The sequence below is a fragment of the Sphingobium sp. LF-16 genome (assembly GCF_003711185.1).
Taxonomy (GTDB): Bacteria; Pseudomonadota; Alphaproteobacteria; order Sphingomonadales; family Sphingomonadaceae; genus Sphingobium; species Sphingobium yanoikuyae_A.
Genome location: NZ_CP029335.1, coordinates 4135864 through 4149499, shown reverse-complemented (window position 1 = coordinate 4149499; position 13636 = coordinate 4135864). Strand labels below are relative to the sequence as shown.

10 protein-coding genes are annotated in these 13636 nt (G+C 61.7%); 6 read left to right on the top strand and 4 right to left on the bottom strand.

Going from position 1 to position 13636, the window contains the following annotated elements; translation table 11 throughout:
• Positions 1-12 precede the first annotated feature (12 nt).
• From DIZ22_RS19470 to DIZ22_RS19460, 3 genes are read left to right on the top strand one after another with little or no spacing between them, the layout of a single operon-like run.
• Entirely contained in the window at positions 13-741 is a 729-nt protein-coding gene (locus tag DIZ22_RS19470; protein ID WP_122928626.1) for a damage-inducible mutagenesis protein, read from the top strand.
• Positions 665-2206 (top strand): DUF6504 family protein, encoded by a 1542-nt coding sequence (locus DIZ22_RS19465; RefSeq protein ID WP_122928625.1) that lies wholly within the window; start codon positions 665-667, stop codon positions 2204-2206. Before DIZ22_RS19470 ends, DIZ22_RS19465 begins: the two co-directional genes overlap by 77 nt.
• Positions 2203-5556 (top strand): error-prone DNA polymerase, encoded by a 3354-nt coding sequence (locus DIZ22_RS19460; RefSeq protein WP_122928624.1) that lies wholly within the window; start codon positions 2203-2205, stop codon positions 5554-5556. Before DIZ22_RS19465 ends, DIZ22_RS19460 begins: the two co-directional genes overlap by 4 nt.
• A 24-nt stretch (positions 5557-5580) precedes the next feature.
• On the opposite strand, the gene DIZ22_RS19455 is transcribed toward DIZ22_RS19460, so the two are convergent.
• Both DIZ22_RS19455 and DIZ22_RS19450 read right to left on the bottom strand, forming a co-directional pair.
• Positions 5581-5781 (bottom strand): DUF5818 domain-containing protein, encoded by a 201-nt coding sequence (locus tag DIZ22_RS19455; RefSeq protein ID WP_122928622.1) that lies wholly within the window; start codon positions 5779-5781, stop codon positions 5581-5583.
• Between the two features lies 1 nt (position 5782).
• The gene (locus tag DIZ22_RS19450) at positions 5783-6613 is read right to left on the bottom strand and encodes a S1/P1 nuclease (RefSeq protein WP_122928619.1); all 831 of its coding nucleotides are present in this window, start codon (positions 6611-6613) and stop codon (positions 5783-5785) included.
• Positions 6614-6958: 345 nt separating this feature from the next.
• Between DIZ22_RS19450 and DIZ22_RS19445 the strand changes: the two genes are divergently transcribed.
• The 3 genes from DIZ22_RS19445 to DIZ22_RS19435 are packed head-to-tail and all read left to right on the top strand — an operon-like array spanning position 6959 to position 10775.
• Positions 6959-7465, top strand: a complete 507-nt coding sequence (locus tag DIZ22_RS19445; RefSeq protein ID WP_072893401.1) for a 2Fe-2S iron-sulfur cluster-binding protein — start codon at positions 6959-6961, stop codon at positions 7463-7465.
• Positions 7462-8445 carry a xanthine dehydrogenase family protein subunit M gene (locus DIZ22_RS19440; RefSeq protein WP_122928617.1) on the top strand — a complete coding sequence of 328 codons (984 nt, stop codon included), beginning with the start codon at positions 7462-7464 and terminating at the stop codon, positions 8443-8445. Before DIZ22_RS19445 ends, DIZ22_RS19440 begins: the two co-directional genes overlap by 4 nt.
• The gene (locus DIZ22_RS19435) at positions 8442-10775 is read left to right on the top strand and encodes a xanthine dehydrogenase family protein molybdopterin-binding subunit (RefSeq protein WP_072893394.1); all 2334 of its coding nucleotides are present in this window, start codon (positions 8442-8444) and stop codon (positions 10773-10775) included. The genes DIZ22_RS19440 and DIZ22_RS19435 overlap by 4 nt, the downstream gene beginning before the upstream one ends.
• 413 nt (positions 10776-11188) lie before the next feature.
• Here DIZ22_RS19435 and DIZ22_RS19430 read toward each other — a convergent pair whose 3' ends face one another.
• Both DIZ22_RS19430 and DIZ22_RS19425 read right to left on the bottom strand, forming a co-directional pair.
• Positions 11189-13264: an EAL domain-containing protein gene (locus DIZ22_RS19430; protein ID WP_048938928.1), complete on the bottom strand. Its 2076-nt coding sequence runs from the start codon at positions 13262-13264 to the stop codon at positions 11189-11191.
• A gap of 87 nt (positions 13265-13351) precedes the next feature.
• Complete coding sequence (locus tag DIZ22_RS19425) at positions 13352-13627, bottom strand: hypothetical protein (RefSeq protein WP_048938929.1); 276 nt, start codon at positions 13625-13627, stop codon at positions 13352-13354.
• Positions 13628-13636: the final 9 nt, after the last annotated feature.

The following is a 13636-nucleotide window of genomic DNA, read 5'->3' as shown; positions in this document are numbered from 1 at the left end:
GTCCCTGCCTCCATGTCAAAAACCGCCATCCTCGACGAGCTGCGTGCGCGTATCGCGCAGGTGGAAGCCGTGGGCGGTCGGCATCCGGTGCTTCCCTTCGGCATCGAGGCCATCGACCATCATCTGCCGGGCGGCGGCATAGCGACCGGCGCGCTCCATGAGGTTGCCGGCAGTCCGGACCTTGCCGACGATGCAGCCGCGACCATTTTCCTGGCCGGTATTCTCGCGCGGTCGCAGGGCCAGATCATCTGGTGCCTCCACTGGCGCGACCTGTTTTCGCCGGCCCTGCATCTCGCCGGGCTCCACCCCGATCGGGTCATCTTCGTGGAAGCGGGCAATGACACCAATGTCCTTATCGCCATGGAGGAATGCCTGCGTCACCCCGGCCTTGGCGGCGTCGTCGGGGAACTCAGGAAAATGTCGCTGACCGCTTCGCGCCGGCTGCAGCTGGCAGCCGAACAATCGGGCGTGCTGGCCATGGTCTTTCGCCGCGCCATGCCCCCTGAAAGCCAGGCCGAGGGCAGCGCCGCGCTGACCCGCTGGCGGGTGCGGGCCGTGCCCAGCCCGACGCTGGGCTTTCCCGGTCTCGCGCGTCCGCGCTGGTCGCTGGCGCTTGAGCGCGCGCGCGGCACCGAACCCCAAATCTGGACCGTAGAGGGAAGCGATGAGACGGGTTGTCTCGCTGTTCCTGCCGCGCTGGTCGACGGATCGTATCCGTCGCAAAGCCGGCAGGCCGCCTGAAGGCGGCGCACCGCCCCTCGTCACCGCCCATGTCGACCATGGCCGCCGCCTGATCGCGGCCGTGGACGAGGAGGCGCGCCGGCTTGGCATAGCCGGCGGCATGACGGTAACGCGTGCCCGGTCGCTGGCGCCGGAGCTGGACGTGGTGGATGCCGATCCCGAGGGCGATCTTGAGGGCCTGCGCCGGCTCGCTCTGTGGGCGGGAAAGCGCTATTCTCCGATCGTCGCGCCCGATCCACCTGATGGCCTGTGGATCGACATTACCGGCTGCGCCCATCTCTTCGAGGGCGAAGTGCCACTCCTCAAGGACATGATGCGCCGGGTCAGTGGCTCGGGCCTCGCCTGCCAGGTCGCGGTCGCCGACACGCCCGGTTGCGCCCATGCGGTGGCACGGTTTGTGCCATCAGGACGGCCGAACATCATCGAGCCCGGCGCCACGCGCGCCGCGCTCTCGATCATGCCGGTCACCGCGCTGCGCATCGAGCCGGGCGTCGCGAGCGAACTGCGCCGCATGGGGTTCGAGCGCATCGAGCAGCTGATCGCCGCGCCGCGTGCGCCGCTCGCCAAGCGATTCGGCCGCCAGCTCTACAAGCGCCTCGACCAGGCCTTGGGCCAGGTGCCCGAACCCATCGATCCGATCTACCGCGCCAGCTTGCCGCGCGTCCGGCGCAGCCTGCTCGAACCGATTGGCACTGCCGATGCCATCGCCCAGGTCATCGCCGACCTCTGCGCCGATCTTGCCCGCCTCCTGCTGCGCGCGGGCACAGGCGCGCGCCGGCTCGATCTTCATTTCGAGCGGGTCGATGGTGCCAGACAGGCCGTGCGGGTCGGGACTGCCTCCCCCTCGCGCGATGTACGCCATCTGGCGAAATTGCTCTCCCAGAAGATCGAGACGATCGATCCGGGCATGGGGATCGAGGCGATGGCGCTGATCGCGTCTCTCACCCAGCCCATGGCGGCCGCCCAGGTCGGGAGCGTCCTGGCTGGCGAGGAGCGCGGCCCGGATCTTACCGCGATCGTCGATACGCTCGCCAATCGCTTTGGCGCGCGTAGCCTCTATCGCTCCGCGCCGCGCGCGAGCAGCATGCCCGAGCGTGAAGTCGCGCATGTTGCGCCCTTGTCATCGGCCGGTGGCGCTGGCTGGGCCGATGATCTCCCCCGGCCCGCCCGCATGCTGGTTCCGCCAGAACCCGTCGACGTCATGGCAATGCTGCCCGATCATCCGCCCGCCATGTTCGTCTGGCGGGGTCGGCGTTACCGGATCGCCCAGGCCGATGGGCCCGAGCGCCTGCATGGCGAATGGTGGCGCGAGGGCGGTCATGAGGCGGATACGCCCTATGCCGTGCGGGATTATTTCCAGGTCGAGACGTCAAGCGGCGCGCGTTACTGGCTGTTCCGCATGGGCGATGGCGAACAGGCGTCCACCGGCCCGATGCGCTGGTTCATCCATGGTGCCTTTGCATGATGTCCGAGGATGATCTCGGGGACGAACAGGCGGATGATCTTGAGGGCGCCCGCTATGTCGAGCTGCAGGTTACCACCCATTTCTCCTTTCTGCGCGGTGCCTCCAGCCCCGCGGAGCTGTTCTCGGCCGCCGCGCTACTGGGACTGCCCGCGCTTGGTGTCACCGATCGCAACAGTCTTGCCGGCGCCGTGCGGGCCTGGGACGCGCAGAAGGTCACAGGCTGCCGGGCTATCATAGGCTGCCGGCTGGACCTTGTCTGCGGCACCTCGTTGCTCGTCTATCCCACCGACCGCGAGGCCTATTCGCGGCTCTGCCGACTTTTGAGCATCGGCAAGGCCCGTGGCGGCAAGGGCAGCTGCCATCTCGACTGGTCGGACGTGGCGGACTGGGGGGAAGGAGCGATCGGCATATTGGTGCCCGACCGCGCCGGTGCAGCGTGCGAGGAGGCGCTCGACCGGCTTGGCTCGATCTTCGGGGCCCGCGCTTATCTCGCCCTTTCGATCCGGCGCCGGCCCCGAGATGCGATCCGACTGCGCGATCTTGCCCGCCTCGCCGCGCGCGCCGGGGTCCAGACCGTCGCCACCGGCGACATTCTCTACCATGCGCCCGAGCGGCGGCTGCTGCAGGATGTGGTGAGCTGCATCCGCGAGAAATGCACGGTCGATACGCTAGGGCAGCGCCGCGAGCGTTTTGCCGATCGGCATCTCAAGTCCGTCGCGGAAATGGAGCGGCTTTTCACCCGCTATCTGGGCGACGTGACGCCGCTCCGCCGCAGTGTCGAGATTGCGCGGGCCTGCCGCTTCGACCTTGGTCAGCTCACCTATACCTATCCCGACGAGATCGGGGAAAGCGGCCTTACCCCGCAGCAGGAATTGGAGCGCCTCACCTGGACAAAGGCGCCAGGCCGCTATCCTCATGGGATTCCCGGCAATGTCCGCGAACAGCTTCTCCATGAGCTGAGGCTCATCGGCGATCTGGCCTATGCGCCCTATTTCCTCACCGTCCATTCGATCGTCCAGTTTGCGCGCTCGAAGGATATTTTATGCCAGGGGCGCGGCAGCGCCGCCAATTCGGCAGTCTGCTTCGTACTCGGCATCACCTCGATCGATCCGGTCAAATCCGAACTGCTCTTCGAGCGCTTCGTGTCGGCCGAGCGGCGCGAGCCACCGGATATCGACGTCGATTTCGAGCATGAGCGGCGTGAGGAAGTGATCCAGTGGATTTATGAAACCTATGGCCGCGAACGTTCGGCGCTGACCGCCGTCATTTCCCGCTTTCGCGCGCGCGGCGCCGTGCGCGAGGTGGGCAAGGCGCTGGGGCTCAGCGAAGACATGCTGTCGGGCCTTGCAAGCCAGGTCTGGGGCTGGGCGCGCGATGGCGTCGAGGCGAAACATGCGCAGGAGCTAAATCTCGACACGAGCGACAAGCGGCTGGCGCTGACGCTCGAGCTCGCCCGCACCCTCATCAATACGCCGCGGCACATGTCCCAGCATCCCGGCGGCTTCGTGCTGACCCTGGGACGGCTCGACGAACTGGTGCCGATCGAGCCCGCTGCCATGGCCGATCGCCAGATCATCGAATGGGACAAGGATGATATCGATGCGCTCGGCTTCATGAAGGTCGATGTGCTGGGCCTTGGCATGCTGGGCTGCATGCGCCGCGCCTTCGCTCTGCTCGAGGATGACAAGGGCATCGCAATGGACCTGGCCTCCATTCCCCATGATGATCCGGAAACCTTTGCGATGATCCGCAAGGCCGATACGCTGGGCGTCTTCCAGATCGAGAGCCGGGCGCAGATGGCGATGCTGCCGCGGATCAAGCCCACCAAATTCTATGACCTGGTGGTCGAGGTGGCGATTGTGCGGCCGGGCCCGATCCAGGGCGACATGGTCCATCCATACCTGCGTCGCCGCGAGGGAAAGGAAGCGATCAGCTATCCTACCGAAGAACTGCGCCGGGTGCTGGAAAAGACCCTGGGCGTGCCCCTTTTCCAGGAACAGGCGATGCGCGTCGCGATCGAATGCGCGGGCTTCACGCCGTCGGAGGCCGATCTGCTGCGCCGGGCGATGGCGACCTTCAAGCTGACCGGCGGGGTGTCCCATTTCCGCGACAAGCTCATCAACGGCATGATCGCGCGCGGCTATCAGCGCGACTTTGCCGAACAGACCTTCAAGCAGATCGAGGGCTTTGGCTCCTACGGTTTTCCCGAGAGCCACGCCGCATCCTTCGCGCTCATCGCCTATGCCTCTTCCTGGATGAAATGCCATCATCCCGACGTCTTCTGCGCAGCGCTCCTCAACGCCCAGCCCATGGGTTTCTATGCGCCCGCCCAGATCGTGCGGGACGCGCGCCAGCATGGGGTCGAGGTCCGCCCCATCGACGTCAATCACAGCCGCTGGGACTGCACGCTCGAGCCGACGCAAGGCCGCTATCATGCGTTAAGGATCGGGCTGCGTTATGCGCGCGAGCTCAAAAATGCCGACGGTGCCGCGATCGTCCTGGCACGGGGCAATGAACCCTATGCCAGTGTCGAGGAGATCCAGCGCCGCGCCGGCGTCAGCGGCCGCGCGCTCGACCGGATCGGCCATGCCGGTGGCTTTGGTTCGCTGGCGCTCTCGCGCCGCGCCGGCCTCTGGGAGGTGAAGGGTCTTGGCGAAGAGGTCTTGCCGCTCTTTGCCGCAGCGGACGCAAGGGCAGGCAAGCTCCGACCCGAAGCGATCGAGCCGGAGGTGGCGCTCCCGCAGATGGGCGAAGGCGAAGAGGTGGTGGAGGATTATCGCGCGATCGGACTTTCGCTGCGCGCCCATCCGCTCGCCTTTCTGCGCGACGAACTCGCCCGCCGGAAGATGGTGACCTGCGCCGCGCTCAAGGATATTCGCGACGGGCGATGGGTCAATCTCGCCGGTCTCGTTCTCCTGCGCCAGAAGCCGGGCTCCGCCAAAGGCACCATGTTCATCACGCTCGAGGATGAGACCGATGTCGCCAATCTCGTCGTCTGGCCCAATCTCTTCGAGAAGCATCGCCGCGTGGTGCTGGGCGCCTCGATGATGGGCGTGCGCGGTCAGGTCCAGAAGGAGGGCGAGGTCATCCATCTCATCGCCCAACGGCTCGACGATCTCTCGCCTCTCCTCGCCAGCGTCGGCCAGCGGGCGGATGTCGCCAGCATCTATCAGGTCAGCCGCGCCGATATCGTCAGAAGCGCCATGGCTCCCGATCCCCGCGATGCGGTGAACAGGCCGCTCGGGCGCGGGGCCCGCGATCTTTACGATCCTGATCTGCGCCTGGGCTCGGGCATCATTCCGGGCCAGCCGACAGAGGGCATCAAGGTCAAGACAAGGGATTTTCGCTGAAAGGCGGCCAGCCGCCGATACGGCTCAGGCCGGCTCGATCTGCTCGACATCGAGCATGTCGAAATCCGACCTCGTCCCTACGACCCGGACCATCTGGCCAATAAGATGCCGGCAGGATCTGGGGCAATCGAGTCGCCATTTCCCGCCATCAGCGACACGCAGCACGGGATAGGGATCGCCGCCAAGCAGGATGCCGATCAGTTCGTGCCGCGTGCCGCGTGGCATGTCATTTGTGCCTTGCGGGCTTGCGGGGAGTTTGAGCCTGGGACGGGTTCTGGTCCTGCGGATTCTCGAACACCCAGTTGAGATAGGCGGCGATGCGGATACCACCGCGCTTGAGCCGATCATCAAGCTCGACCCGGTGCTGATAGGCATAGTCCCAGGACAGGCTGGTATCGGTGGGATAGATGGTTTTGCGCAGCGCGATGCTCTCGCGGATCCAGGTGCCTGGATCGCGAACATTCCAGGCGATGATCTGCTGCGGCGTGATCGCGCGCGCCAGCCAGTCGGCGAGTTCGGAATAGGAGAGCGATCGCTGTTCGATCATCGCACTGTCCCAGACCGAATGGAGATTGGTCGAGCGACCGAACCAGCTCACCTTCACGTCATTGCCGCCCCGGTCATTGCCGCCGCCGGCATGAAGCGGCTGGTGGAGGTCACCGATGATGTGGACGACAAAGCGCAGGGCGAGGCGCTTGTCGTCCATTGAGGCTTTAGGATCACGCAGGGTTGCGGTGAAGCGAGCGAGCGCGCTCATCGCGTCGCCTTCGGGCGGCGCGTCGGCGCTCGTATAGGCGTCGCCCTCGCGCACGGTCACATAATGCCATGGGCTGGCCTGCTTCTGCCAGAAATCGGCAGGGTCGGATTTCATGTCGTCCGGCCAGGTCGCCGCCTGTGCCAGATCTTCGTCCCCCAGGAGAAGCTGGACATTGGCGCGGGCCAGGCCGCTCAGGTTCCGGTCGGCAATGGCACCGGTGACGCGGTGGCCGATGGGCCCCCAGGCAAAAGCCGGCGAGGTGATCGAGAGAAGGATTAGAGGTAGAATGAGTTTGCGCATGGACGCACCATTAGCGCGTCTCCACGCATGATCCAGCAATTCGATTCTGGATCCATTTGGAAGGCTACGGCTCTCAAGCTTAGGCAAGTCGGACACAAAGGTCTGAACCTATCCCGCTGGTCGGTCTGTCAACTATCGCCCTGAATTCCTGACGTGCCACCGCGCATTTCTGCTTCCAGAAAGGTGGCGCGATCATGTCGATCATCGCTTATGCGGGCGGTAGCTTCCAGCCTGTTTGCTGAGAGGCCGATCGGCAATCGCATCTGGAAAATGCTGTCGATGGGCCCGAAACCTCGATCCGCGCATTTCTACATCGTTTACGCACCCGACTTTGGGGAGTGATGGATGAGCATCCTTGTAAATGGCGCCTTGGCCGAGGGTCCTAAAGACCCTCGTGTTTCCCTCCTCGACTTTCTGCGGGAGCATCGGGGCCTCACCGGATCGAAGAAAGGCTGCAATCAAGGTGCATGTGGCGCCTGCACCGTGCTGGCGAATGGAGAGCGGATTCTTTCCTGTCTCGCGCTCGCCGTTCAATATGAGGGGCAGGAGATCGTCACGATCGAAGGCTTGGGAACGGCCGACAATCTGCACCCGCTTCAGCAGGCCTTTGTCGAGCATGACGGTTTCCAATGCGGCTATTGCACGCCGGGACAGATATGCTCTGCAGTCGGGATGGCCGCCGAACTGCAACGCGGCGTTCCCAGTCACGTAACGCACGCGCTCGACACCGACAACATAGGGATGACGCGCGACGAGGTTCGTGAGCGGATGAGCGGCAACCTGTGCCGCTGCGGCGCGCATAATGGCATCGTCGATGCGATCCTGGAGACCTTTGCGGAGGTCACCGAATGATCCCCTTTACCTATCATCGCGCCGCCAACGCCGACGAGGCGCTGCGACAGGCCGGTAACGGCGTCCGCTATCTTGGCGGAGGAACAAACCTCGTCGATCTCATGCGGGAAAATATCGAGCGTCCATCGACCTTGATCGATGTGACAGGTCTCGAAACGGGCATAGTCGAGCAATCCGATGGCGGCATGCTGATCGGCGCTGCGGCGCGCAACACTGCGGTGGCCGAACATCGCGCCATCCGCGAACGATATCCCCTTCTTTCCCGCGCGATCATCGCCGGAGCCAGCGCGCAGATCCGCAATATGGCTACCGTCGCCGGCAACATCCTGCAGCGCACCCGGTGCCTCTATTTCTACGACCAGGATGGCACGCAATGTAACAAGCGCATCCCGGGAAGCGGCTGCGATGCGATTGGCGGCTTCACCAGAAATCATGCGATTCTTGGCGCGTCCGATCATTGTATCGCCACCCATCCATCGGACATGTGCGTGGCCTTGGCTGCGCTTGACGCCGCTGTGCATGTGCGAGGACCCAATGGCGCAAGAAAGATCGCGTTTGCTGACTTTCATCGCTTGCCCGGCGAGCGACCCGATATCGACACCAATCTGCAGCAGGGCGAACTCATCACCGCAATCGAACTGCCAGCTGTGTCACCCACTGCGCGCTCGACCTACCGCAAGGTCCGTGATCGGGCGAGCTATGCGTTCGCGCTGGTGTCCGTCGCGGCTGTCCTCGATGTGGAACAGGGGCATGTTCGGGACGTCCGGCTGGCGCTCGGCGGCGTTGCCCATAAGCCGTGGCGTGCAGCCAGAGCGGAAGCGCTTTTGCGTGGATCACCCGCAACGGTGGATGCCTTCATCAAGGCAGCCGCGGAGGAACTGTCCTATGCCCGGCCGCTCCGGGACAATGGCTTCAAGGTCGCGCTCGCGCAGCGGACGATGGTCGCTGTACTCACGCAGTTGATGGAGGACATGGCATGAGCCTGATCGATAGCGGCAAGGCGTTGGCGCAAGGCCTGATGCAGGGCGCGATGGCGAAGGTAGTGGCGCTCGCGCCAGATAGCTGGATGCCGGGAGGCGAACCCGATCCGCTCATCCGTCACCAGCATGGTCATGTCGGCAAGCCCGTCTCGCGCATCGACGGGCCACTCAAGGTGACGGGGGCTGCTCCTTTTGCGGCGGAGTTTCCTCTGGAAAACATGGTCTACGCCGCCATCGTCTACAGCAGGATCGCGAAAGGTCGCATCACCTCGCTCAATGTCGAAACGGCTGAGAGCGCGCCCGGCGTCCTGCTCGTCATGACCTATCGTAACGCGCCAAGACTAAAGCCTGCCCCCCTGTTCATGAGTGATCCCAAGGCCGCTGCGGGCGACAGCATTCCCGTCCTGCAGGATGAGAAGATTTACTGGAACGGTCAGCCTATCGCCATCATACTTGCTGACACGCAGGAGCAAGCGGACCATGCCGCCGGCCTGATCGATGTGGCCTATGCGGCCGAGCCGGCGGAGACCGACTTCCATGCGGCGATCGCCAGGGGGACCACACAATCACAGTTCATGGGCCAGCCGCTGCATGACAAGGTTGGCGATGCGCAGGCAGCGTTCGAAAAGGCCGCCGTCAAGATCGACGCGGCCTATTCGACGCCGCGCCACAATCATAATCCCATCGAACTTCATGCCGTCACGCTCTCGTGGGAGGGCGACACACTCCGCATCCATGATGCGCAGCAAGCGGTCGCGCATTCGGCCTGGACGCTGGGGCAGGTGTTCGATCTACCCGCCGGCAAGGTCGTCATCACATCGCCTTATGTCGGCGGCGGTTTCGGCAGTAAAACACTGTGGCAGCATCAGATCATCGCGGCCGCAGCCGCGAAGCTTGCCCAGCGACCAGTCCGATTGATGCTGACCCGAGAAGGTGTCTACCGCACCGTTGGTGGTCGTTCGCCGACCGAGCAGCAGGTCGCTCTGGGCGCGACCGCCGAGGGGAAGCTCACCGCAGTCATCCATCGCGGTGTGACGGCAAAGACATCGCACAATGTCATGCCCGAACCATTCATCCTCCCAACGCGCAGCGCCTACGCCGCGGAGAATATCCTGCTGGACGTCCAGCATGTCGAGATCGACATGACCAGTAACACATTCATGCGCGCGCCAGGCGAGGCGGTGGGCACCTTCGCGCTTGAATGCGCGATGGACGAACTGGCCGAGAAGCTCGGTCTCGACCCCATCGAGCTCCGCTTGCGCAACGAGCCGGAGAAGGACCCGATATCCGGTCTGCCCTTTTCAGCGCGGCATATTGACCAGGCATGGCGCGACGGGGCCGAGCGCTTCGGGTGGAGCGGACGCAACCCTCTGCCGCGCATGCACCAGGAAGGCGAATGGCTGATCGGCATGGGATGCGCCACCGCTACCTATCCCTATTACCGGATGCCCGGCGGCGCAGCCCGCATCACCCTGTCTCGCGCCGGCCATGCGACGATCGACATCGCCGCGCACGAAATGGGCATGGGTACGGCTACGGCGCAGACACAGGTGGCAGCTGAACGACTGGGCCTGCCGATGTCACACATCCAATTCAACTATGGCGACTCAACCTTGCCTGGGCTGGTCCTTGCAGGCGGATCGCAGCAGACGGCATCGATCGGCGCCTCGGTGATTGCGGCTTACAATAAGCTGGTCGCGCAACTGCTGGCTCTGGCAGGGAATGACTCGCCTCTGGCTGGGCTGAAACAGGCAGAGGTGGGAAGTCGGGATGGCGGCCTAGCCAGCCTGGACGATCCATCGCGGTATGAAAGCTACACGTCGATCCTCTCGCGCGCCCAGCGCGACGCCGTCGTCATCGAAGCCGAGCCGCCCATGCCGCTCGAGACCATGCACTGGTCGATGCACAGCCACGGCGCCATGTTCTGCGAAGTGCGGGTCAACATGATTACGGGTGAACCGCGCATATCTCGCTTCCTGGGATCGTTCGACTGCGGCCGCATCCTCAATCCCAAGACGGCGGCGAGTCAGTTCAGGGGGGGCATCATCATGGGCCTGGGCCTCGCGCTGATGGAAGAAGCACAGTTCGACGAGCGGAGCGGACGGATCATGAACCCCAGCCTCGCTGAATATCATATGCCCGTGCATATGGACGTTCCCGAAATCGATGTCATCTGGACCGACATACCCGATCCCCACACACCCATGGGCGCGCGCGGCGTCGGCGAAATTGGCATCACCGGTACGGGGGCGGCGGTCGCCAACGCGATCTACAATGCGACTGGGAAACGCGTGCGTGATTTGCCGATCACGCTCGACAAATTGATTTAGGATATCAACTGATGGCAACGCCGGCTGTGATGACGGCAAATGGGACATTTGCGACGGTCGGCTTCGGGAGGTTGTCCGACGATTGCGGACATTCCCGACGACGCGCTCTGAGATCCGCTTCACCAAATTTCCAGACGGTCATGCCACCAAATGAATGCCTGACAGCAGCCACTTATTCACGCACCTCCACCCAGTTCAAACCGGAATTTTTCTGCCGATTGCGAAAGAGGCGTCAGTGCACTATAGAATGGTGGTGAACCCGGTGCGCAAGCAGGTCAGGAACGGGGTGCTGTCACCGCCCAGTTCGAACGGCAGCAAATTTCAAAACGCAAGGGTCTAGAAAACTAGGGGCTACTCACTCGCAGGCAATCTTGCGGAAATGCGTGCAGATTTAACCTCTCTATCAGTAATAGCTATCTACGTAGCAATGCCTTGGGGGTTAGCCTTTCCTTGTCGGCATATTGAGCTACACTCTGCTGCGAGAGATATTGCGGCACAAACGTGCTGAACTCACTCTTGGACTTTGTCTGCAGGACTTCATCCAGATTGATGGCCTGCATGAATTTTACGCCTGCTCTGCCATTTTCCGTCCAACGCACCACCGCTTCAAGAGGTGCGGGCATGCCTATTTCAAGCCAGACATGGTCATCGACCTGCAATTTGAGATCCGTTTCGACCATCGCGCCCGTGCGGGAGAGGTTTCGCATCCTTACGGCTTCATTTGCAGAATCGGTAATGATACGTCCCGCCCGAATGATCCTTCGCCGTTCCGCGCGGTCAACCATGTATCCGTCAGCAATTGCCGTTTCGCTTTTTGTTCTTTCCAAGGCGGCCGCCGCGTCCATCGGCCGTCCATAAATATATCCCTGAATGAGCGTGCAGCCCAACTCACGAATGAGCGCAAGCTGATCTTCCGTCTCTACGCCTTCTGCAGTCGTGACCATGCCAAGATCACCTGCAAGGCCAACTATAGCCTTGATGATATGGACATTATTGTTTCCAGGTACAGTGGCTCCTTTTACGAAGGATTGATCAATTTTAATTTTGTCGAATGGAATGCTTTTTAGATATCCTAAGCTCGAAAATCCGGTTCCAAAATCATCGAGAGAAATTTTAACGCCCAGCATTTTGAGAGACGTAATAGCAGATCTCGTCTTTGCCGTATCATTGAGCAATGCTCCCTCTGTGATTTCCAGCTCGAGCCTATTTGCTGATATTCCTGCATACGCAATGGCACTGGCAGCTAAAGAGGGAAGGGACTGACTTGAGAACTGGACTGGTGAAATGTTCACAGCGACTGAAATGTTCTCAGGCCATTTCGATGCCTCCAGGCAAGCATTTCGTAGAACCCATTCACCAAGTTCGGTGATAATTCCGGATTCCTCTGCAATTGGGATGAAGATTCCGGGAGAGATGATGCCTTGTGTTGGATGCGTCCAGCGAACCAGGGCCTCAAATCCAACAAGATGGCCCGTTACAGTGTGCACTACGGGTTGGTAGACAAGATGGAACTCACCTCGCTCTATTGCCCGGCGCATATCTTCTTCGATCTGCTGCCTTAAAAGCGCTTGCTCATGCATCTCCGTCGCGAAGAAGCGATAGGCGCCCCTGCCGGCAGCTTTAGCTGAATAGAGAGCCAAATCGGCATCTCGCACCATATCGATCGCTGATCGCTGATCGTAATCCGAAATAGCAATCCCTATCGACGTGCCAATTGTGACCAGATGCGATTGTATGAGGTATGGCTGGGATAGACTGTGGATTATATCGATGGCGATCGACGATAACCTGTCCTGTTCACAAATGTCGGCGAACACTATTTGGAATTCGTCGCCACCAAGGCGCCCGACCTGCCCCCTGCCGGCGATAATCTTGACCAGTCGCTCCGATACGCTTTTCAGGAGTTGATCGCCTACAAGATGGCCAAACGTGTCGTTGACGAATTTGAAGCGATCAAGGTCCAAGATCATCGTGGAGCAACGATGCTTACGATGCACCGACGACATGATGCTATTTTCAAGCGCCTGCCGCATCGTATCTCTGTTGGCGAGATTGGTTAGGGAATCAAAACGCGCCAGCTGCAGCAGTTTGATCTCTGAATTTTTCTGATCTGTCAGATCCAGCGCGAAACCTACGAAACCGCGAAATCGTCCAACTTCATCATGACTTGGTTCGCCGGTGATTGACCACCATACATCATGCTGGCCTTTGGACTTGAGCACCAATCCTTCAAAGGGCAAGCGCGACGTAAGGTAGAAACTCAGACTCCGCTCGGACGCCTCTTCTGCCAAGCTGGCTTCATTATCGACGAGGTCGGTTAGGCTCTTGGGCGAAATGCCACTTCCCGCCATGGCGCGCGAGACTTTCGAGCTAAGATAATTCAGTGAGCCATCAATGCCGGTTTCCCAGAACCAACCCGCGCCGCTTTCTTCATATTTTTCAAGCAGGCGCGAGGCTTGCCCATCGGTCAAAGCTGCTTGCGTGGCCATGAGAGGACGAGGTGAACGCAAAACCATATTCTTTGACCAGTTTGCTGCGCAGTTGAAATCATATGTGTGGAAGGGAAGGCACGTGGCCTAGCCGTCCGACTGAAACCTGTCCTGGATTACTCTGCCTCCCAGGTCTGCCGCTTCCGGTATGGGGTTTACGGGCTCGAGATATTCCTCATTCGCCACTGAAGGCACCGCATTGCCACTCGGCTTGGCAGGCAAAATCATTCGGCTCTGCTCGTGCATTGCCGCTGCCGGGGCAATGGTTGGCGAAGACTTGCCCGGCTGGCTCTCGCCATCCTGGTCACTTGCTGCCACTATGATGGCGCCAATGCCGAGTGCCAGGTAGATGAGCTTATCCATTTTCCGACT